The organism is Nostoc sp. DSM 114161, from assembly GCF_052692665.1.
In genome coordinates this window covers 2510805-2532987 of record NZ_CP195141.1, presented here as the reverse complement: position 1 = coordinate 2532987, position 22183 = coordinate 2510805, and the positions used below count along the sequence as shown (strand labels likewise).

Sequence of the window (22183 nt, the reverse complement as noted above, 5' to 3'; positions counted from 1 at the left end):
ATGAATAGCAGCTTTTGCGACATGAATAGCAGCTTTTGTGATTAGTTTTGTACTATATAAGTCCTAAAACTAGGAAATTAGAACGCTATTTAAGGACTTTCAACGTTTTGAGGGTAGTATCATTGCAACCGCTGATAAATCCTCCCATCGCTTGGATTTGTTGCAAGTAATCGAGAACAGGTTTGGTGATAAGTTCCCCTGGCATTAATGCGGGAATTCCTGGAGGATAGGGACAGACGATTTCGGCACAAATGCGATCGCAAGTCTTTGCTAAAGGTAATGTTTCACTAGCAGCAAAAAAAGCTTCACGGGGAGACAAATATAAATTAGTACCGAATGTTGTGAAAAAATTCTGCAAAATATAGTTTTTAACAGTAGCGTCGGTTCGGCGATATTCTTTGGCAAGAGTAGTAAAACCTTGTACTAATTGTTCGATATCAGCTGCGGTATTGCCCAAACTAATAATAAAAGTAACGTGCTGCTGGGAGGGAAATTCAGCAGTAACGGCAAATTTTTCATCTAGAATTTCATCTGCGGTAAATCCGGTTAAACCTAAATTAGAAACAGTTACAGTTAATCGTGTTTTATCTAAAGCCACAAAACCAGGAGATCCCCCCAACCCCCCTTGAAAAGGGGGGCTTAAGACAGATAAGCCAGGAAGTTCGCTGATTTTGGTTCTAGCTTCTTGGGCAAGTTCCAAAGTTTGAGACATCAGCATTTTTCCGTGGAGTGCCATTTGCTGACGCGCTGCATCTAGGGAAGCTAAAAGTATATAACTGGGACTGGTAGACTGTAGGAGTTGCAAGGCTTTACTAATGCGATCGCCATCTATTCTATTACCTTGAACGTGCAGCATTGATGCCTGTGTCATGGCACCGAGTACTTTGTGGATGGATTGTACAGTTAAATCTGCACCTGCGGCTAAAGCTGGAGTAGGCAATTCGGGATGAAAGCTAAAGTGTGCGCCGTGTGCTTCATCTACCAGTAGAGGAATATTATATTGATGGGTAATATTGGCGATCGCCCTTAAATCTCCGCAAACACCGTAATATGTTGGGTAGACTGTCAACACTGCTTTAGCGTCGGGATGTTGTTGGAGTGCAGATTCTACAGCAGTCGGTGTGATGCTATGGGCAATATCTAAAACTGAATCGTATTCAGGATTGAGAAAAACTGGGATGGCGCCGGAGAGAATTAAGGCGGCGATCGTAGAAGAATGCACATTTCGAGGCAAAATGATTTTATCGCCTGCACCACAAGTAGCGAGAATTGCCGCCTCAATTCCACAGGTAGAACCGTTAACCAGAAACCATGTTTGCGAAGCGCCAAATGCTTCGGCTGCTAATTGTTGCGCTTCTTGAATTACCCCTTGGGGTGCAAAAAGATTATCTAAATCACCTAATTCCGTTAAATCAGCGCGAAAGACGGCTTTACCAAGTAAATCGGCTAGAGGTTGAGAGATACCCTTGCCTTGCTTATGTCCTGGCATGTAAAAAGAAGCATGGGGGCGTGTTGCATTAGCTTTTAAAGCATCTAATAGGGGTGTTTGGCTTTGATCGAGCATTTGGAGAGAAAGAACCGTTAATGATAAAATCTCAAGTCTGTTAGGGCATATTCATAGACGATGAAATTACCCAACAGCGAGCAAGCAGAAATTTCTATGCAAAAGCTTATAGGTTATTGTCTAAACCCAGAACATCCGACTGGGAAACATAAAGCCAGAGTTTTTGCATCAATTCTAGGAATCACGCTAGAAAATGCCGATGTTTTGCGCGAACTTATTCAAACAGCAGCAGTTACAGGTGAAGTTGTTCAGCAAAGTACTACACAATTTGGTCAACAGTTTAAGGTAGATTGGATAGTACCTGATACAGACGGAATCAGGCTGCGGACAATCTGGGAAACTACCGCTAATAATCCCTATCCACGTTTGATTACTGCATTTGTGAAGTTAAATGAAAAAAATTAAACTTTTGGATACTATTGCTACACTCAAACCGATTCCTATTGAGAGATTAGAACTAGTAGAAGAAGATTATACTTCTATCGAAAGCTTACCAAGTGGGCAAGTTGGAACAATTGTAGAAGTATATGAGCAAGAAGAGGAATATCATTATTTAGTCGAGTTTGCTGATACCCAAGGCTGTGAATATGCAATGGCGACTTTGAGAGCAGATGAAATCTTAGTTTTACATTATGATTTAGCAATTGCTTAAGTTTTTACTTTAGGGTTTATATGTGAATTAAGGTGCGATCGCATCTATTATCCACCTAATTAACAATTATTTATCATAATAAAATCAATACAGCTAGTAGGGTGTGTTATGCCGGAGGCTAACGCACCATCCTAAGTTTAAATAATTAGCTTTTTACTGCACGCTCTCTCACCCATTGTTTTAACAGAGGAATTTCAAAATCATATCCTCCATTAATTTCGTGTAAAATATGATAACGCAACAACCGGGTTAATACCTTTTCAGCAATTTCAGTACTTATAGGTAATAAAATATCTGTCTTAGCAACTTGTAATAATAATTCTTGACCAATTACAATTTCTTCTGGTGTAGTTCCTGTAAACTCTGTCCAAATATTTGTAAAATAAGGCTGACCGGAAATAAAAGCGTCATTAATAGAAGCTTGCAAGAGTTCGGTAGTAATAAAATCAGTATGATTAAAGTTAGCTTGATTGACCATTGATGCGCCCAATAATTGTAGGCAGTAAGGGTGACAATTGGTAAGCTTTAATACTTCTTCTACAATCCCTGAATCGTAACGCAGTGCAAAATCTGGATCTGGATTAAGCAGTAATTCCTCGGCTTCGTTAGGTTCAAGATAAAGCATTTCTATCGGGACAACGCTGATAAAATAGCTACTCCAATTTGGGCCTAATTCCTCTAAAGTTTGCACCCCAGAAAAGAGAAAACCGAGTTGTTCGTAATGTTGAATTAAGTGGCGCAGTTCGTCAAATAAACCGAAAGTTAGCTGTCCCTTTTGGATGGCGGTACCGATTTTTTCAAATTCATCAAGGTTGAGAAGAATGCGCCGTTCTCCGATTTGGTCAAATGCTTCATCGAACCAATCTTCTAAGGTTGTATAGGGACTAGGTTGAAAATCGGTGCGTTTAGGAATGTTTGGTAATTGAACGCCTTGACTTTTGCAGTCTTTATGAATTGCACGGACTAAGCCAAAGCAAAAGTCAGATTCGCTGGTGGTAATGGCGGAACTTTGCATATCCACAAATACGGGGAGGATATCACTGGGAAGCAGGCGAGGAAAGTTATACAAAAAGGAAGTTTTACCACAGCGCCGGGGGCCATGCAGCACAAGGATAGGTCGATCGCGGTTTAAAACTCGACGAACAACTTCATCGGCAAATTTCTGACGCCCTTTAAACAAATCTTTTTGGTCAAGTCGCACCGGATTTCCAAATTGGAACGGGTTGATTAGTTCGCCTTGAGAGAGTTTGCGTTGTTCATTTTGTTCCAGTTCAATAGCTTTTTGCCAATGTTCCAGTACAGGTGTCCAGCGTTTGATGGCTTCGCCTTTAAGTCCCAGAGAGGGTAATTGGAGTTGTAATCGAACAAGCTTGTTATTAATTCGTTCTAATCCTCGTTCTCGCAGGTGTATATTTTTATTTTCAAGTGCAGATTGAATATCTTGAATAATAGTTTGCAAGCGAGGAAGAAGGATAGAAAGTTCGGGTTTAACCTTTGGTAAAGGTGTTTCTGGAGTCGGGGTATCGCTGTCAGAATCGAGGTGATAGAAGGGAGAAATCAGGAAGGGTAATATAGGATGGTCTGAGTTGGCAGTAAAGATTAGTTCTGGAATACTTTGAATTTGCTTGAGTTGGTCAACAACAATTTGTGGTAAGGCATTTTGCAGGGTTATTTGAAATCCTGGTAAGGAAAAAGCTTGGGTATATTGAAATATTTTTAAGGCTTGTTGAGGTCTTTCACGAAATTCAGAAACAAGAAGTTGAGCATGATTAGGTAAAGGTATCCACAGGAGTTCGCTAGTGTAAGGAGGTAATTGAAAAAGTATTTTTGCTGTTTGAGTACGTAACCGCCTAATTGTTGAATCTGAAAATCTGAAAAATTTTAGTAAATCATGAGGAAATATATAATAACTAATTAAAGAGATAAAACAATAATCAGGAAATATTCTGTAATAGCTGACTAAGGTTACAGGAATAATTAATGCTGAACGCCATCCTAAATTTTGGACAGAAAGAGCTATTAAAATCACTGTAGTGGTGATAAAAACTCTATTGTCTTTTGCTGGTGCAAGAGAAAAAGCGATTAAACTTGCAACAACCGAAAACCAAGTAAGCGGTAAAGTAGCAACTCCCGCCATGAATGCCACCACTCCAACCGCTACGAATCCCGCCACGACTGCCGCCACGACTGCCGCTGCGTAGAACGCCACGTAGAACGCTACAACTGCTGCTACTCCAATCGCCAAGAATCCCGCTACGTAGAACGCCACGTAGAACGCCACGTAGAACGCCACGACTGCCGCCACGAATCCCGCCACGAATCCCGCCACGACTGCCGCCACGAATCCCGCCACGAATCCCGCCACGACTGCCGTCACAACTGCCGTCACTAAGTACACGTCATCACTATTTTTTATATTTTCTTTTATTACAAATAGGAGAAAGCCTGTCATTCCACTTACTAACAACAGAAACAACAAGTTTTGAGTTGCTAAGCACACTCCTAACATCCCACTGATTGTTCCTCCCACCACCATGAAATTACGAGCAAGGGAAAGATGTTCTTTTTTTAACAGTTGCAATATTAACCAAACAGTTAATGATATGGATACTCCAAAAACTGCAAGACCTATCCCCATTTCAGGTAAAGGAGGTAAAACTTTAATAGCTTTTATTAAGCCTTTTAACCAGCTATCAGCTTGATCTAATACAACTATCAACCACAATAAGGAGATAACCAGTCCTAAAGGTAAAAATAAAATTCCTGTCGTATAAGCAACTAACATTACACAAGGTAACTGCAACCAATCTAATAATTGATTACGCTCAATCAGTCTAAAACTAAGAGGGATATTATAAATCAATAATAGTAATAGATACTGACTAATAAATCGTAAATTTCCAAAACCCAAAATATCCAAAAAACTTGTGTCTGGTCTGCGTCCATCTTTTTCTTTTTGAGTAAACCATTCATTCATTCGTTGCTGAAGCCTTGAAGGACAATACATTGCCCACCAAAATAGTTCCCAAGTTTCTCGCAAAAACAGCAACATTTTTTATATTTAATGTTTGAATTTTTGGCTTATTGCTTTATCTTTGACCTTTCACAAACTCTGCAAACACACTGCTAAATAAACCCCCATCTTTCCGTAATAACCCATGACGCTGAAGCCTATCTACAATTGCCCGATCGCTAATAGGTAAATTACCCCCTCCCAACTCATAACGCAATGCTAAACGTTCAACTTCGGTTAAATCTTTCCAAAGTTCTTCAAAACGAGGCTTTGCTTGAAAATTAAACTCATTTTTAGCTATTTCTTGATTCCCATATTGCCACAACATCGCCCCCGCCATCTGCACATAATAGGGCAACCCTCCTGCTAACTCATCCACCGATTGTAATACCGCAGAATTAGGCAGAAATCCTTTCTGGATGATTCTTTGCCAAGCTTCCTCGTCTAATGCCCCTAAAATAGTCGTACTGAAAATATTGGCAAAGGGAGAACCCAGACTCAAAGTTTCGTAAACTTCATTAAGAGGGCGTTTGCTGGCAATTACCATTGTTAATAAACCCGCAGAAGCCTTAGAACGCCAATCTTCTCCCCAATCCTGAAACAATTCCAATCTATCTTTTTTACTAGCAATCGCTTCAAATTCATCCAATAAAATAATTAAACGATACCCTTCATCTACTAACACCTGTAAGCCGTCTTCTACTGCAAAGCCATCTTCATTATCTTCCTTTGACCAAGGATAATTCCCTGTTAGTTTCTGAATCCCTCGCCTTAACCCTTCAATAATCCCTTCTGGAGTGTGAAAATTCTTACTCGTTAAATCTAAGAAAACAACCAAAGGCTTTTGTTCTGGCGAACAAAATTCGCTGATTTTTTCTTTGATATATCGCAATAGAGAGGTTTTTCCATTGCGCCGCAGGCCTACCAAATTGACACATTGAGGACTAATCGCGCCAATGCGGTTTTTAATTTCTAAAATCTCTTTTCTCCGTCCGTAAAAACGTTCTGGAGGAACAGGAAGACCATATTCAAATGGATTATCACCTTTGGGCTTTTGCTGATGAAATTGTTTATTAAGTAACGCAATTTCGGGAAATTGCTTCACAATAACTTGAACCGAAACTGCCCGTCCACCTAAATCGTTACCCTCATCACGGGAAAGATGCACAATTCCACAAACTTTACCTGTTAGTAAATTTAGTAAAGGCGAACCACTAAACCCTGAGATAATTTGCCCTTGCTTTAACTTATAGAGAATAATATCCTGTTTAAAACTTATTCCTTCATATTTAAAACTTGCTGAATCTCCCAGCGAATAATCAACTTCGCTATTCTTGGGATAACCGAAAATATATAAATCATCGTTGGTTTTCGGTTCTGTGTCATCCAATTCAACACAGGGATGATCCAAACAATCCTCGTCCAGTCGTAAAAGGGCTAAATCAAGAGGATATTTACATAATTGCGTAACTTTAGCTGTGTAATTCTGGTTTTCTGCTTTCCAGAATACTTGCACAGGGTTATCTTTCGCAGATTCGACCACATGGGCGCAGGTGAGAATCCAATTCGGTGCAACAAAAAAACCTGTTCCCTGACTACTGGCAACATTTAAACGCACTGTACAGCGTTGTAAATCGTCTTCGTTACCCATTAATTGCTCTCACGTAGCATCTTTGTAAAAAGATTACCACAAGTGTAAGACAATCAATTGTTATTTACCCCATTCCATCGTAATTTCCAGGTTAGCTGTGCCTGTTCCTTTGACAATTAAAGCGGTTAATTGTCCTGACTCAACTCCAATTTGTAAACCTAGTTTGACACTAAATTTATCTGGCTTGACTGTCTCGCTAATATCTTTTAATGTACCTGCGACATCTTCAGCAATGGATTTAATAATTTCTGTGGCTTGTTTAAAAACTCTGGTTTCATCAGAAACAGGTTGTTCGCCTATAGGCGTAACCTCTACTTTAATTATTCTGCCGTCAGAAAGTTCAAAGGAAATAATTTTGGTTCTATCTGCCATAGTTGATTTTTTGCTGTTAATCTTTCGTGCAAGGATCTTCCTAAATAATGGGAAGAAGATATATGGTATTGTTACATTTTTCGATCGCGATTAATTTGAGAAAATTTGTATTGCACGCAGAGGCGCAAAGGACGCAGAGGAAGAAGAGGATAGTTACACAGAATGTTATGCTTGCGTTAAAATCCGTAAGTCCTGTGTAGCTAACTAGATGAGACCTTATCATCAAATCCCGATTTTTGAGTGTGGCGAGTCTTTGGTGGAGATTCCTTTGGAATTGTTTGCGGTGGAATCTCCCCATCCTTATGAAAAGTTAGGTGCGCCTTATGGCAGACACTCTCCTTATTATCTCCGTCAAAGCGTCATTGAAAATTTGATTCGAGCGCAAAATTACCTTGAATTGTTGCGTCCGAAATGGCGGATTCAAATATTTGATGCCTATCGCCCAGTAGCAGTCCAGCAATTTATGGTAGATTACAGCTTCGCGCAAGCAGTACGAGAAAGGGGACTGATTGAGGCAGACTTATCAGCAAACCAACGCCAAGAAATTTGGCAGGCGGTTTATGAAATTTGGGCTGTACCGAGTTTAGATGAAAAAACTCCCCCACCTCACAGCACCGGGGCTGCGGTGGATGTGACGCTAGTAGACGATACTGGGGAAATAGTGAATATGGGTTCGCCCATTGATGAAATGTCAGGGCGATCGCATCCCGATTATTATGCCAATAGTGACGAGCCACAAGCAGAAAAATATCATACTCGCCGTCAGCTATTGCAAGATGTAATGTTAAAAGCAGATTTTCAACGCAACCCTAAAGAATGGTGGCATTTTTCTTTTGGCGATCAAATGTGGGCTTGGCTGAATAATCAATGTAATCCAGCTAATACTTTTAACGCCCGTTATGGACGTCTTATGTAGAAAGAATTCAGGAGTCAGGAGTTAGCATTCAGAATTACAGCATATTGCAAAGGAGTAAGGTACAGATCGTCGTAAGGGCACAACATTGTTGTGCCCCTACCCCTGTACTTCATTTACCTAAAAAATGCTGTAAATTTGAGTTCGATTAGCAGATGAAAAAATGGTGAAACATGACTTTGTTATTCTGACTCCTGAATTCTGAATTCTGAATTCTTCTTCAAGCATCTTGGGGATTTAACTCTCTTAACTCCTCTGTGGTATAAGTTCCTATGGGAGTCCAAATCAAGTAAGGAAGGAGTAAAAACGCTGCTAGCGGAGAAATCGGCAAAACGCAGATAGCGAGGACAACGGCAGAAATTAAACCAACTAGTCCGAGTCTTTCTCCTACTTTAAGACTGCGAAACCTCAGCATTAAAGGTATGTAGGCAACTGTGATAATTTCCACTAAAAGGTACAAAGCCATTAATAGCCAAGTAATTACGCCTCCTGGATTTTTTTGCCAGACAATATTGGCTGAAACTGCACCAGAAATAAAGATCGCAGTCCAGATGAATGGAATCAGCGGCTCAAAAACTAGCCATCGAGGGCGGCTTAACTTTGCAAACCATTTAACATCGCGGGGCGTGATAAAGAAACTACCAAGGGCGACGAAAAAAGTTATTGCCCCAATTACTATCCAAGATGAAATCATACTGCACTCCTGCTTGTGTATTTTGTCTAGCCATACACTGCAAGTTTGACAATTTAGAAGATAGGTTAAATCATTCGCTGGTGCTAATCTTAATAGAAAAATCAAAAATTTAAAATAGTACTACGCATCTTGGGGATTGAGGTTAATCATCTGCCAAGTGGTATAAGTTCCGATGGGACTCCAGAGCAAATAAGGAATTAGTAACAGTGCTGCCCAACCAGAAATACTTAAGACTGCAAGCATCAACAAAGCACCAATGAGAAAACCTGTGCCACCGAGAATTGTACCTACTTTTAAGCTACGAAGCCTAAACATTACGGGCGTATAGGCAATAGTCACAATTTCTAATAGCAAATATAAACCCATGATTAACCAGGTTGAAGTACTCCCTGGATCTTTTTCCCAAACAATATAAGCCGACCAAGCACCACAAATAAATATTACAGTCCAAATAATTGGAATCGCGCCTTCAAAAGTTAGCCATCTCGGCCGTTGTAAGCGCTTGAACCATTGGCGATCGCCAGGTGTAATCGCGTTAGCCGCCAGGGCAACTAAGAAAGCCACACCGCCAATTACCATCCAAGATTTAATCATGCCCCTTATCCTTTACAAGCGCTATCTATCGCTGAAATATCACTCTTTATAGTGTTATTTTGTCAATTTACCTGTTAATGACTCATCATCCTTGAGTTTGATAACTTTTCATCGTTTGGCAGGATTTTAAATTATTGGGCATTGGGCATGGGAAAAGGTTAAAGGGAAAAGGGAAAAGGAATAAATTTAATCTTTCCCCTTGTCCCCTTCCTATGCCCCATGCCCCACTTCCCATTTATTCCCCAAGATGACAACCCGATTCTGTCTCAAGGTGGGGGTATAAGGTAAAGCGGGGAAATATTCTGAGCAATAGGAGGATAAGGTTATTAAACTTAATGGTGATTGATATGCAAACTGAATCGGAAATGCGTTCGCTAGCACCAGAAACGCGAGGAATTGGTAATACTATTCGCCTGACAGGCTGGATTACTTTATGGTTGCAATTGGCAATTGGAGCGGTTTCTGTCTTAGCGCTATTGTTCGCTTTGACTGGTCGTGGCTTCGTTCAACAACCAAATACCGGTCTTGGAATTGGCGTATTTTGGGCTGTATGCGGAATTATACTATTGTTATTTAGTCTCTATTTGGATTTTCGTTACACTCGCATAGGCGAAGCTCTAGAAAATCGCAATCCAGCTTTGCATCCCAGTAAACCAGATACAACTAAAATCCTCCGTCTAGGGATAATTCTGAGTTTAGTAGGAATATTATTAACTCTCTTCGGTACTGGTTCAACCATATTCGTGCTAGTGGCAAAATCCATATCTCAACCTCCAGGAGTAGCAATCACTGACCCCTACAGGATTATTCGACCGATGGATGTTTTTGTTGCTGTGGCAGACATCACCGGGATTGCTGCTCACTATGTAGGTACTGTCGCCTCTTTATGGTTGCTGGAGCGAGTCCACCAACACTAGCACCGCTTTAAGTAGTTCGTAATTCCTAATTTTGAACTTCATTAATGAGGCTTTGAACTCCATTAATGCACATAATCAAGACTCCCTGTAGTCCCCCTAAAGGATCGGGGGGACGGCGTAGCCGGGGGTAAATATATGCAGCTTCACAAAGAAACGGTATTAAAGTCTTAAAGTTGCGACTTTAAGACAAATTTGTTTATTACCTATGATAGTTACTAATACTCACCTGAATGAGCGAAAGTAGTGGAAGAAATCGGTGAGGTAAATATACTTAGTAATAGAGGTTCAAAGCATGGACTCAACAGGTAAGGTTCAAATTGTGGACTCGTCCTGGCATCTTCCACTACCGTTGAAAGAGTATGCAATGAGCCGAGTGACTGTCTACTTTTATAACGACGGGTGGGTTCCAATTAAATATTGTTCTTTAGAAAAGGCAATTTTATTGTGCCACAAAGCAAAACTAGAAGGTATGGAAATTTTAATATTTCCTCCTGATTTAGACCCTAATCAGTTCTCAAACTCTTTTAATTAAAATCCATTGAGTTCAGCCATTTTTTTAAATAATTTTTAATCAATGAATTGACTATCAAGGCGTACACAGGTATGCCTTTATTTATAATTTATATTCCTCTGCCAACAGGTGTAAAGTTCAGAATTTGCAAAAATGCGCCTCTAAAAGTTTCTGGGACGGAACTTCTTATAAGTAGGTGGACACAATTATTTAGAAGACGCATTTCGACTTCTCCCAAGGGGAGACGCTACGCCAAGCAAGATCCCTAAGGGTACGCTCAATGCTCGGTAAGCTTATTCCAAGAGGGTTGAGCGCAGTCGAAACCCGGCGAGATCGAGTTAGGTTTAATTTAGTCCTTCTACTTAGAAGTAACATTATAAATTTAAAGACTCCTTGTTCTATAGTTTAGCCCAAGCGATCGCACAAGATTTAAATTCACACATAGTGTACAAATTCAAAAACTTTTAGCGTCCCAATGGGCTTTTGTTCTGCACTGCGGAATTAACAGTTTGTTCGATTCTCTTCAACCTTGTTTCTGGACGTTTAGCACTTTCAATCCAAAAAAGAATATTCTTTTTGGATGAGTTGCTAAATGCCTCAAAATAATCTTTAGCAGTTTTGTTTGCTTCTAATGCCTGCTTTAAATCTAAGGGAATAGTTAATGCTTTGATCGCATCTAAAGAATTCCACGCTCCATTTTCTTTTGCAATTGCAATTTTTTCAAGGCCTGCTTTAGTAATTAAACCTTGTTCGATAAGTTCTTCAATATATTGTTTATTTAATTTTGACCACACACTTTTTGCTTTTCGAGGTGTAAAAATTTGCATATAACGTTCTTCATCTAATGATTTGACTTTACTATCAATCCAACCAAAACATAAGGCTTCTTTTACTGCTTCGGTATATCGAACACTTGGTTTACCACTTTTGACTTTGTAGTAGATTAGCCACACACCAGAAGAAGTGAGATGGTTTATTTCTAACCATTTTCGCCATTCTTCGCGGCTATTGGGGCAAAAAGTGGGGAATTCTTTATTCAGTTTCGATAGATCGATATTCTCAGTTTTGATTGGGTTTATCTCTGAATTTTGCGACATTTGCTTTGCGTTAAATTTGATACCTTAGTAGTTGTGAGATATTAAAATTATTGCAAAAATGACTCTAATACCTGAACTAGAACCGCTGACCGAAGAAAGTTTTAGCCGTGGTTTAATGGCACTTGCCAATGTTGACAATGATTTGGCTCAGATTTTAGAAACACTGGGGCCTCCACCAATTTGGTCAAGAGAACCGGGTTTTGCAACGCTTGTGTGGATAATTCTGGAACAACAAGTTTCCTTAGCAGCTGCAAAGGCTATATTTACACGTTTATCTGGGGTTGTTGTAACGCTGACGCCAGAAAATTTTCTCACATTGGATGATGCTCAATTAAAAGGGGTTGGATTCAGTCGCCAAAAAATTTTATACTGTCGTGGGTTGGCGGATGCGATCGCCAGTGGTCAGCTTGACCTAAATAACCTCTCAAAAATGGACGAAACCACTATCAGGACTCAATTAAAGCGTCTCAAAGGAATTGGAGATTGGACAGTTGATATTTATTTACTCATGGCACTGCAACGTCCTGATGTCTTTCCCAAAGGCGATTTAGGGTTAGCGATCGCTTTACAAAAGCTCAAAAATTTGGGAACACGTCCAACACCAGCACAACTCGAAGCAATGACCCAACACTGGCGACCGTGGCGAGCGATCGCTGCAAGACTTCTCTGGCACTACTACCTCAATAATGCCAATAGTAATAACTTGATACGCCTCTAAATTGTACATTTTCTACGTATTGGCGCAGCCCAGCATCTCCCATAGGAAAAGACAGTCTTTTACCCTTTATTATCGCTAAATGACCAATCACTAATGACTAATGACCAATTGAAAATTGGCAGTTTGTTTAATTCATAATAATCAAATGGTAGAAAATCAATTAAGCCTAACACAAGAAAAATCTGATAAAGCTTCAAAAATTCTGCCGATAATAGTAGTCATAATTGCATTATTAGCTTTATCTTCAACAGCAATATTTATTAAAATTGCTGTTAGCCAGATGAGTGCTGTTACTACGTTATTTAATCGCTTGTGGATAGCAACTATTATCTTTGGATTATGGACTGGAATTAATCAAGCACGTATTCAAATTCAAGACGATAAACCGATTTTACCAGAGCAGCCTTATCGAATTAAAGAGATAGCGTTTTTAATAGCAGTGGGTTTAGTTCATGTATTAGGGCGATTATCTTGGACTTGGGCGCTAACTCAAACTGGTGCTGCTAATGCTAATGCCTTAGGTAGTCTCAATCCGATATTTACTACATTAGGAGGATGGCTATTTTTTGGTCAAATTTTTGGGCGCAAATTTATCATCGGTTTGATTTTGGCTGTAGTGGGTGCGATCGCTGTTGGATTTGAAGATTTATTACACTCTAATAATAATATTACAGGTGATGTTGTTGCCGTCATTTCATCGGTTTTTTATGCAGCAAACTTTTTATTTATCGAGCAGATTCGCAATAAATTTTCAATTCTTACCATACTCGTGTGGCGTTGTGCGATCGCAACTTCATTGATGATACCAGTAGTGCTAATCTTTGAAAAACAAGTTTTCCCAGTTACCTTATCGGGATGGCTAGTAGTATTTGCCTTAGGTGCTATTTGTGAAGCCTTAGGTCATGGGCTGATTGTATACAGCCTGAAAACTTTTTCTTCGGGATTCATCTCATTACTCTTGTTACTCAATCCAGTGATTGTTGCGATTGTTGCTTGGATACTTTTTTCAGAAAATTTGAGTATTTTTAACTTGCTAGGGCTGGCTTTAATTTTAGGAGGTATTTATCTAGCGACTTCTAACAAAGAATCGATTAAATCTAGTGTTAACAATACCATGCAGGATTCCACGCGATCGTCTACTACTAATTAATTCATAATCTGGAGTAGGGGTGTAGGGTTACACCCCCTAATATCTATATCTTTAGATATACGTATACCACAGCAGTTTTTATTTATAGGAATTATAAATTAACAAATTTTGAAACAGTAAATTTCTGGAAACTACATTGTCTCATGTGTAGATAAATGTTAGTTGATGCTACAAAGCTGAAAAGGAATTTATGATTAGTCGAACTTTGGACTTCATTTTCATCGATAGCTTCGCGTTTATGATTAACAAAACGCTGGGTTTAGTACTTAGTACTAAAATTTGCAACTACTCATGGGAAGGAAAAGCAGAGGAACTGTCGCAAAAAGAACAGGTAAATACTGAGCATCTACCCCAAGTTTTGATATCACAAGACATTGAACGCGGACATCAAAACTAAATCGATAGATGAATAACCAAATAAATCACCAAACTTTAGATTTGAAATTTTGGATTTTGGATTAAAACTTCAAAATCCAAAATTTCAAAAGGTGTGAGAGGAAGTTAATTTATACTCGTTCTGCAAGAAGCAAGCTACGTCTAAAATTGTTAGTTAACCCATACAGATTTAAAGTTTGGTGAAATACACAACGATTCATGCCAGCTATAAACGCTGTTTTACTTCTGAATGCCATCGTTTTTGCTCATTTCTAAAACTGTTTTCTCATAAAAATCATTTGCTGATTTCTTTGATAACCATGTTTCGTGTAAAAAGTCTCTGCTTGTCCATCCTTATTGGTCAATAAATAAACTCTGTTAACTTCAATATAAATTAGAGTATCCATTAATTTGTTGAGTAGCTTTGTGCCAATTCCTTGACGCTGCTTATCAAGTCTGACACAGATTTCTTCTAGATAAAAGCTTTTACTTTTTTGCCCTTGCTTACAATAACCTGCCAGGAACCCTAGCAATTCATCTTGTTCAAATACAAATCCCACAAAACCTGGTGTATTTATAATTTCAAACAAGCGGGTTCTTGCAGTATTAAAACTCCATTCCTCGTTCCAAGGTTCACTATTAAACACTTCAACATATAAATAGGCGCACCGATCTAAATATTCGGTACTGAAGGCTTGGATTTGTTCTGACATCAAAAAATCAAATTTTAAGTAGTCATTAGTAATCTACAAAGCACAAAGTTTATTAATCAAACCAAACCCGATCGCAATGCAACTACCGCTGCTTGTACGCGATCGTCCACTGCTAATTTATTCATAATCCCTCGGACGTGAGTTTTGACCGTATTGGGACTGAGATAGAGTTTTTGTGCAATTTCTGGGTTGCTCAATCCGTCTACCATGAGTTTCAATACTTCTAATTCACGCGCAGATAAGTTAGCAGTGTTGTTGGTGGGTGAGGGTGGTTTAAGATTGTCAATAACTTGTCGGGCAATTTGCGGATCGAGATAAGCTGCACCATCAACTGCGGCAGCGATCGCATTTAACAATCGTTCCACACTTGCACCTTTAATACAATACGCATCGGCACCGCTAGACAGTGCAGCAATAATTTCTGTCTCCGTTTGATGGGATGTCAACATCACTACATGAGTTGCTGGTAGCGCTGCCTTAATTTGTTGCGTTGCTGCAATGCCATCTAATCGCGGCAACCCAATGTCCATAACCACCACGTCTGGTTTTAGTTGCAGTGCAGCTTGCACCCCCAAATACCCATCTTCGGCTTGTCCAACAATTTCCAAATCGGGATGAGCCATTAAAGATTGCTCTAATCCCAGTTGCATCATTGGATCGTCTTCAACAATTAATACTTTTAACATAAGTTAGTTATTAGTCATTAGTCATTAGTCATTAGTCATTTGTCCGTTGTCCTCTCTTACAAAGTTCCGTTCGCGCTTCGCTTTGCCGGAGGCATCGCCGGAAGCCGGCGCTCAGACTTTGCGCTTTGTCATTTGTTCTTCGTTCTTTGACCAATGACCAATGACCAATGACCAATGACCAATGACCAATGACCAATGACAATTTTTTATTCTTCCACGCGATAGCCTAACTCGGCTAAACTCACCCGCGATTGTCGCCATTTTGGCTCGACTTTCACGAATAGTTCTAGGTAGACTTTGCCGGCAATTAATTTTTGAATTTGTTCGCGGGCTGCGCTACCAATTGCTTTGAGCATCGATCCGCCTTTACCAATGAGTATGCCTTTTTGGGAATCGCGTTCGACGTTGATGGTAGCGAGTACGCGGGTAATGTTAGGAGTTTCTTCTACTTGGTCAATGGCGATCGCTACTGAATGGGGTACTTCTTCACGAGTCAAAAGTATAATTTGTTCTCGGATCAATTCGCCCATAATAAAGCGTTCTGGTTGGTCGGTTACCAAGTCGGGCGGATAATATAACGGGCCGATTTCTAAATGTTCGATTAATAATTGTTGCAGTTGTGGTAATCCTGCGGTCGTTTTGGCAGAAAATTTCACCATTTCCCATTCGTGGGACTTGGCCATTTGGGCGTAACTATCATCTAAAAACTGCGAATCGGCGGGTTGTTGGTCGATTTTGTTCAAACCCATAACTACTGGTGTTTGGGTGCGACTGAGCAAATCGGCAATGTAGCGATCGCCTGCTCCACAAGCCACTGCTCCATCTACCACAAAAAGGACTACATCTACCGATTCAATGGCTATTTTGGCATTTTGCACCAATACTTCCCCTAATTGATGGTGGGGCTTATGAATTCCTGGTGTATCTACAAATATTAACTGCGCTTCTGATGTAGTTAAAATGCCGCGCAAACGGTTACGTGTGGTTTGCGCTACTGGTGATGTGATAGCGATTTTTTGCCCTACCAATTCATTCATCAAAGTAGATTTACCGACATTTGGCCGACCAATAATGCCGATAAAACCTGATTTAAAACCAGGAGGAGCCTCAGGGATTGTTACTTCTCCTGAAAAAGAGAAGGTGTAATTATCAATACTAGTCACCTTTTGCTCCACCTTCATATTTTAGAGTTGAAATAACTTGGTTTTTTCTTGTTTTGAAAACAGACATAGAATCACCCTAGCATTTTCGGCGATTACTTTTGAGGTTTAATCTACTACTACCTCCACACTCATATTTTACAGCTGGGGTCAGTTAGTTGTCAGAATTCAGAATCCACAATTCAGGAGTCAGAATCGAGAATAGGTGAATTTTTGCTCGGACTTGGAAAGCCCAACTTGATAAATTTGAACAAAGTCAAGTACCCATAGTAGCCTTGATTTTCGAGGCATTCTGACGCCTGACTCGAAAGTCTTCAGCTTTACTCCTGAATTCTGACTCCTAGCTTTTGAGTTATGAATTATTAAACATAGTTTTGTTTTTAAACACAAAAGCAACATAAAATTACCTTTGCATTTACAGAGAGAGGTTTGTTTAGGTTTAATCTATTACTTACTCAGGCTTAAGTCTAATCAGCTAATAGATATATTTGGATCGAAATGTCAAGAAAAGATATGGGAGAACCCAAACGCATTGGAATTCTTACTAGTGGAGGAGATTGTTCTGGGTTGAATGCTGCCATCAGGGCCGTAGTAAATTGTGCGGTGAGTACTTACGGCTGGGAGGTTCTAGGAATTCATCAAGCCACTCTCGGATTAATGGCGCGTCCGCCACAATTCACGAACTTGGAAATAGATAAAGTTGATTCGCTGTTAACTGCGGGTGGCACAATGTTGGGAACAACTAATAAAGGCGATCCTTTTGCTTTTCCAATGGCGGATGGAAGTCTATGCGATCGCTCCGAAGAAATCATTGCAGGTTACCATGAACTAGGATTAGATGCTTTGATTGGTATTGGCGGCGATGGTAGTTTGGCAATTCTCCGCCGCCTCGCACAACAAGGCGGTATTAACTTAGTTGGAATTCCTAAAACTATTGATAATGATATTGGCGTTACCGAACACGCCATTGGTTTTGATACAGCAGTAAATATTGCCACGGAAGCATTAGATCGGTTACATTTTACCGCTGCAAGTCATAGCCGAGTCATGATTTTGGAAGTCATGGGGCGCGATGCAGGACACATAGCCATAGCTGCGGGAATTGCAGGCGGAGCAAATGTCATTTTAATTCCCGAAATTCCCTACACTGTAGAACACATTTGCTACAAAATCAAAGAACGCCAAGAAAAAGGCAAAAATTATTGTTTGATTATTGTTTCCGAAGCTGTTCGTACCCAAGATGGGGAAAACGTCACAATTACAAATCGCTTAGGTCAATCTCGCTACGGTGGAATTGGTGAATATCTCGCGGATCGAATTATTCAGCACATTGGTGTAGAAACGCGAGTTACCGTTTTAGGACACATTCAACGCGGTGGAACTGCTTCGCCACTGGATAGATTAGTTGCCACAGCCTTTGGCGTAGCCGCAGTTAATCTGATTGCAGAGGGTAAATACGATCGCATGGTCACCTGGCAAAATCGCAAAGTATTAAGCATACCAATTACAGAAGCGATCGCTCAATACAGCGCCGTCGATCCCAACGGTACCTTAGTTAAAACCGCCCGTGGTATGGGTATTTATTTGGGAGATTAGGGACTGGGGAGATGGGGAGATGGGGAGATGGGGAGCAGGGGAGCAGAGGAGAATAATAACTCGAAACTCCCAACTCCCAACTCCTAATTCCTAACTCCAAACTCCCAACTCTTAACTCCAAACTCCTAATTCCTAACTCCAAACTCCAAACTCCTCACTCCTCACTCCTAACTCTCAATTACTAAACCCAGGAATTAAATGCTTCAGCGCACGAGTAGCAACATCGCCATAGCGGAGTTCGCCGCACATAATTTTACCCATGACTTGGGGAGCTGAGGGGTGTTTAATACCAACTTTGTAGCCAATGTTGGCAAACAAATAGAATGCTTTGGCTAATTTTTGTGCCCAAGCCATTTCAGTACCCCATTCTTCGTTAATGGCTTCGCTGTATTTTTCTAGGGCGTTGATGTCACCAGCAAGTGCTTCATTGATGGTTGCGGCCGCAAGCAAACCGCTAAAAATTGAAGGGCGAATGCCTTCTGCTGTCATCGGATCGACTATACAAGCAGCTTCACCAGCTAAAAGGGCATTTTGGGTATGCAGCTTTTGATTACCATCCCAAATACAAAGGGGATGACCGTATTGCTTGGTGGTTGTGAGGTCTACGTTTAACGATTTGGCGTACTCATCCAAAATCTTTTTGAAGTTCTGGGGTTGACGCCCGATAAACGTCCCGACACCTATGGAATAGCCATCAGCTTTCGGAAAGTTCCACAGATAGCCGTTTTTAGCCAAGCCAAAATCAAAATAAATTGTCGGGTTGTTATCTGCAATACCAGGAACTTCTGCTTCCAAAGCTCCTGTAAAGAGACGTTTGCGTTCTTTGAAACCCAGCCATTTCGCCATCGGGCCTTTTGCACCATCAGCCGCGATTAAGTAGCGTCCTGTAACTGGCTCGTTGGCTGTGTTAACTTGCCAGCAATCTTTTTGAAATTCGATACCAGTTACTTCAGTATTATCTTGGAGTTTTGCCCCTTGTTTCTGGGCTTGCTGGACTAAAAAATGATCGAAAACATCCCGCCGCACCATCCAAACTGGTTCTTTTGTAGCGATTTTCGCTTCCACGGGATCGCCTAGTTTCCAGGTAAAGCGCAGCGAGTCTGCTTTTAAAGAAATCGCTGGGCTAAAATCAAAGTCAAACCATTGAGCGATCGCTGGAGATACACCACCACCACAAGGTTTATATCTTGGCAGGGATTCTTTTTCTAAAACTAATACTGAGCGTCCCTGCTTAGCTAAATGATATGCAGCCGTTCCACCAGCTGGCCCAGCACCGACAATGATGCAATCGTACATATTGCTGAAATTTTGCTTCTCAATTAGTTTAAGCTAACGCGCCTACCAATACCTGAGCGATTTTTTTGTAGGTTGGGTTGAGGAACGAAACCCAACCTACAGCGCAGGTATTGTATTGTAGAGACGCGATTCATCGCGTCTAACGATCATCGCGTCTAATGATTCATCGGTCTAACGATCCTCGCGTCTAAAACACCAAATATTGTCCTACAGGTGTAAAATTTGGCAGAATTAACATAATTCATCTTCCTGTCGGATAAAGCTGATGCTAACAGGCGAAATTCTGCGAAATCGCTACAAAATTATCAAACTCTTAGGTAGCGGCGGATTTGGCGACACTTACCTTGCTGAAGACTTAGACTTACCCAACCATCCCAAGTGTGTAGTCAAACACCTCAAACCCAACTCCGACCCAACAGTATTACAAATCGTTAGAAGATTATTTGATAGCGAAGCCCAAGTTTTATACCGCTTAGGAAATGATAGCGACCAGATACCGCGATTATTTGCCCACTTTGAAGAACAGGGTCAATTTTATTTAGTCCAAGAATTTGTAGATGGCGAAGACTTAAGCCAAGAAATCAGTCCTGGTAAGCGGTTAACTGAAAAAGAAGTCATAAAACTATTACAAGAAATTCTCGAAATCTTAGCAGTAGTTCACAAAAAGAACATCATCCACCGCGACATTAAAACCCAGAACATCATGCGTCGCCATCAAGATAGCAAAATAGTGCTGATTGATTTTGGCGCAGTTAAAGAAGTTAACACCATGATGGTGAACGCCCAAGGTCAAACCAGTGTTAGCGTTGCCATTGGTACGCATGGTTATATGCCAAGCGAACAAGCAGCCGGACAACCAAAATTATGCAGCGATGTTTACGCGGTGGGAATGTTGGGAATTTATGCCTTGACAGGTTTACAACCCCACGAACTACCAAAAGATCCCACCAATGGTGAAATAATTTGGCGCAATTGGGCAAATGTTAGCGAGAAATTTGCAGGCGTGTTGAATAAGATGGTGAGTTATCACTTTCGAGACAGGTATCCCTCAGCAGTGGAGGCGTTGCAAGCACTGACACCACAACAACCGCAACGACGACCACCGCCACCGCCTGCATCGAAACCCCAACCGCAACCCATACTAAACTTGTCACGTCGTCGGGTAATTCAAATTGCGGGGTGGACAGTTGCAGGGATTAGTTTAGCTGTTATTGGAGAGCGTTTGTTATCTTTGTTTAAATCTGGAAACCGCAATACAACTCCTACCTCCTCCAATAGCTTACAAACTTTTCAATTTGAAACGGTGACGGTAGACGCACAGGGAAAAATCAACAACCGCAGCAATAGGGAAGCGAAATATTTTGTTGAAGACTTGGGGAATGGTGTCACCTTGGAAATGGTGCAGATACCAGGCGGAACTTTTACGATGGGTTCACCGGAAGGAGAAGCGCAACGAGATTCAGATGAAAGTCCCCAGCGTGAGGTAAAAGTAGCTGGTTTTTTCATGGGTAAATATGAAGTCACCCAGGAACAGTATCAAGCAATTATGGGGACAAATCCTTCCAATTTCAAAGGTGAGAAACGACCTGTAGAAAAAGTGAGTTGGGATGATGCAGTAGAGTTTTGTCAAAAGTTGAGTCAGAAGACAGGACGCACTTATCGCCTACCGAGCGAAGCCGAATGGGAATATGCTTGTCGTGCTGGGACGACTACGCCGTTTTATTTTGGCGAAACAATTACCACAGATTTAGTCAACTATAACGGTAACTTTCCCTACGGTGCTGCACCCAAAGGTGAATATCGACAGCAAACAACAGATGTTGGGAAATTTCCGCCAAACTCTTTCGGTTTATATGATATGTGTGGTAATGTAGATGAATGGTGTCAAGATATATACAACAGTAATTACCAAGGCGCACCGACAGATGGTAGTCCGTGGTTATCTGGTAAAGATAATAACGTAAAGTTGCTGCGTGGCAGTTCGTGGTACTACCTTGCCCAGTCCTGTCGCTCTGCCGTCCGTAGCGGCTACTCGCGCGAGAATCGCAATTACATCGTGGGTTTTCGGCTGGTTGCGGCAGCTTTGGCGTGAGTACTCCTTACTCTTTGCACTCTTTCACTTCTTAATTCTTTTCCCTTATTACGCCTGACGGCGTATCGAAAACTTTTTTAAAATCTGGTATCTTGATATCAAAACCATTATACACTACATTTAATCAAATTTCTCACTTTTTGAGAATTTGAGGATGGTGCAGGTTAATTTAGCTGCTGCGTGGCGGTTCCTGGAACAACAATGGCCAGTTCTGTCGGTCTGCCAACCGTAACTCCAACGCGCGCGAGAATCGGAACAACAATGTGGGTTTTCGTGTGGTTGCGGTGGCTGTGGCGTGAGTACTCCTCAAAGTCAGAGTCGGTAAATGGGAATTTATCGAGCGTACACCAAGGAGTCCAGAGACCTGAACCAGTGGGGAAGGCGACGACCTCCGAATATAAAACCGAGTCGGATAGCTT

General features: G+C 40.9%; 21 protein-coding genes. 10 read left to right on the top strand and 11 right to left on the bottom strand.

The genetic code is table 11. From position 1 onward, the window contains the following. Positions 1-85: 85 nt before the first annotated feature. Positions 86-1564, bottom strand: coding sequence for an aminotransferase class I/II-fold pyridoxal phosphate-dependent enzyme (locus tag NSTC745_RS10960; protein ID WP_445637158.1), 1479 nt, complete (start codon positions 1562-1564; stop codon positions 86-88). Positions 1565-1624: 60 nt separating this feature from the next. Here NSTC745_RS10960 and NSTC745_RS10955 point away from each other — a divergent pair, with 60 nt between their 5' ends. Together NSTC745_RS10955 and NSTC745_RS10950 are read left to right on the top strand one after the other, a co-directional pair. Further along, entirely contained in the window at positions 1625-1969 is a 345-nt protein-coding gene (locus NSTC745_RS10955; protein ID WP_445637157.1) for a DUF6883 domain-containing protein, read from the top strand. Continuing rightward, positions 1956-2216: a DUF4926 domain-containing protein gene (locus NSTC745_RS10950; protein WP_190955306.1), complete on the top strand. Its 261-nt coding sequence runs from the start codon at positions 1956-1958 to the stop codon at positions 2214-2216. The genes NSTC745_RS10955 and NSTC745_RS10950 overlap by 14 nt, the downstream gene beginning before the upstream one ends. A gap of 145 nt (positions 2217-2361) precedes the next feature. Here the strand turns inward: NSTC745_RS10950 and NSTC745_RS10945 are convergent, their stop codons facing one another. From NSTC745_RS10945 to NSTC745_RS10935, 3 genes are read right to left on the bottom strand one after another with little or no spacing between them, the layout of a single operon-like run. Beyond that, complete coding sequence (locus NSTC745_RS10945) at positions 2362-5268, bottom strand: AAA family ATPase (RefSeq protein ID WP_445637156.1); 2907 nt, start codon at positions 5266-5268, stop codon at positions 2362-2364. Between the two features lie 37 nt (positions 5269-5305). Next, a complete protein-coding gene (locus NSTC745_RS10940; protein WP_445637155.1) occupies positions 5306-6880 on the bottom strand; it encodes a trypsin-like peptidase domain-containing protein in 1575 nt (524 codons plus the stop codon). A 60-nt stretch (positions 6881-6940) separates the two neighbouring features. Further along, the gene (locus NSTC745_RS10935) at positions 6941-7252 is read right to left on the bottom strand and encodes a CU044_2847 family protein (RefSeq protein ID WP_096534430.1); all 312 of its coding nucleotides are present in this window, start codon (positions 7250-7252) and stop codon (positions 6941-6943) included. A 208-nt stretch (positions 7253-7460) separates the two neighbouring features. On the opposite strand from NSTC745_RS10935, the gene NSTC745_RS10930 reads away from it, so the two are divergent. Continuing rightward, positions 7461-8168, top strand: a complete 708-nt coding sequence (locus NSTC745_RS10930) for a M15 family metallopeptidase (protein ID WP_445637154.1) — start codon at positions 7461-7463, stop codon at positions 8166-8168. Between the two features lie 217 nt (positions 8169-8385). Here the strand turns inward: NSTC745_RS10930 and NSTC745_RS10925 are convergent, their stop codons facing one another. Both NSTC745_RS10925 and NSTC745_RS10920 read right to left on the bottom strand, forming a co-directional pair. Continuing rightward, entirely contained in the window at positions 8386-8859 is a 474-nt protein-coding gene (locus tag NSTC745_RS10925; protein WP_445637153.1) for a TspO/MBR family protein, read from the bottom strand. A gap of 120 nt (positions 8860-8979) precedes the next feature. After that, positions 8980-9453, bottom strand: a complete 474-nt coding sequence (locus NSTC745_RS10920; protein WP_190955309.1) for a TspO/MBR family protein — start codon at positions 9451-9453, stop codon at positions 8980-8982. Between the two features lie 347 nt (positions 9454-9800). On the opposite strand from NSTC745_RS10920, the gene NSTC745_RS10915 reads away from it, so the two are divergent. Then, positions 9801-10370 carry a DUF3611 family protein gene (locus NSTC745_RS10915; RefSeq protein WP_445637152.1) on the top strand — a complete coding sequence of 190 codons (570 nt, stop codon included), beginning with the start codon at positions 9801-9803 and terminating at the stop codon, positions 10368-10370. Positions 10371-11345: 975 nt separating this feature from the next. Here NSTC745_RS10915 and NSTC745_RS10910 read toward each other — a convergent pair. After that, positions 11346-11978: a YdeI/OmpD-associated family protein gene (locus NSTC745_RS10910; RefSeq protein WP_445637151.1), complete on the bottom strand. Its 633-nt coding sequence runs from the start codon at positions 11976-11978 to the stop codon at positions 11346-11348. A gap of 58 nt (positions 11979-12036) precedes the next feature. On the opposite strand from NSTC745_RS10910, the gene NSTC745_RS10905 reads away from it, so the two are divergent. From NSTC745_RS10905 to NSTC745_RS10895, 3 genes are all read left to right on the top strand, one after another. Then, entirely contained in the window at positions 12037-12696 is a 660-nt protein-coding gene (locus NSTC745_RS10905) for a DNA-3-methyladenine glycosylase family protein (protein WP_445637150.1), read from the top strand. A gap of 145 nt (positions 12697-12841) precedes the next feature. Further along, positions 12842-13846, top strand: coding sequence for a DMT family transporter (locus tag NSTC745_RS10900; RefSeq protein WP_445637149.1), 1005 nt, complete (start codon positions 12842-12844; stop codon positions 13844-13846). Positions 13847-14036: 190 nt separating this feature from the next. Further along, the gene (locus NSTC745_RS10895; RefSeq protein WP_445637148.1) at positions 14037-14243 is read left to right on the top strand and encodes a hypothetical protein; all 207 of its coding nucleotides are present in this window, start codon (positions 14037-14039) and stop codon (positions 14241-14243) included. Positions 14244-14493: 250 nt separating this feature from the next. On the opposite strand, the gene NSTC745_RS10890 is transcribed toward NSTC745_RS10895, so the two are convergent. The 3 genes from NSTC745_RS10890 to era all read right to left on the bottom strand — a co-directional run bounded on the left by NSTC745_RS10890 (position 14494) and on the right by era (position 16801). After that, the gene (locus NSTC745_RS10890; RefSeq protein ID WP_445637147.1) at positions 14494-14934 is read right to left on the bottom strand and encodes a GNAT family N-acetyltransferase; all 441 of its coding nucleotides are present in this window, start codon (positions 14932-14934) and stop codon (positions 14494-14496) included. A gap of 56 nt (positions 14935-14990) precedes the next feature. Beyond that, positions 14991-15620, bottom strand: a complete 630-nt coding sequence (locus NSTC745_RS10885) for a response regulator transcription factor (protein WP_445637146.1) — start codon at positions 15618-15620, stop codon at positions 14991-14993. A 206-nt stretch (positions 15621-15826) separates the two neighbouring features. Further along, a complete protein-coding gene (era, locus tag NSTC745_RS10880; RefSeq protein ID WP_445637145.1) occupies positions 15827-16801 on the bottom strand; it encodes a GTPase Era in 975 nt (324 codons plus the stop codon). 492 nt (positions 16802-17293) lie between these two features. Here era and NSTC745_RS10875 point away from each other — a divergent pair, with 492 nt between their 5' ends. Then, positions 17294-18376: an ATP-dependent 6-phosphofructokinase gene (locus tag NSTC745_RS10875; protein ID WP_445637144.1), complete on the top strand. Its 1083-nt coding sequence runs from the start codon at positions 17294-17296 to the stop codon at positions 18374-18376. A 174-nt stretch (positions 18377-18550) separates the two neighbouring features. Here NSTC745_RS10875 and NSTC745_RS10870 read toward each other — a convergent pair whose 3' ends face one another. Then, positions 18551-19672, bottom strand: coding sequence for a geranylgeranyl reductase family protein (locus tag NSTC745_RS10870; RefSeq protein ID WP_445637143.1), 1122 nt, complete (start codon positions 19670-19672; stop codon positions 18551-18553). Between the two features lie 265 nt (positions 19673-19937). Here NSTC745_RS10870 and NSTC745_RS10865 point away from each other — a divergent pair, with 265 nt between their 5' ends. Both NSTC745_RS10865 and NSTC745_RS10860 read left to right on the top strand, forming a co-directional pair. Further along, the gene (locus tag NSTC745_RS10865; protein ID WP_445637142.1) at positions 19938-21764 is read left to right on the top strand and encodes an SUMF1/EgtB/PvdO family nonheme iron enzyme; all 1827 of its coding nucleotides are present in this window, start codon (positions 19938-19940) and stop codon (positions 21762-21764) included. Positions 21765-21937: 173 nt separating this feature from the next. Continuing rightward, positions 21938-22063, top strand: coding sequence for an SUMF1/EgtB/PvdO family nonheme iron enzyme (locus NSTC745_RS10860; protein WP_445638575.1), 126 nt, complete (start codon positions 21938-21940; stop codon positions 22061-22063). The last annotated feature ends 120 nt before the right edge of the window (positions 22064-22183 follow it).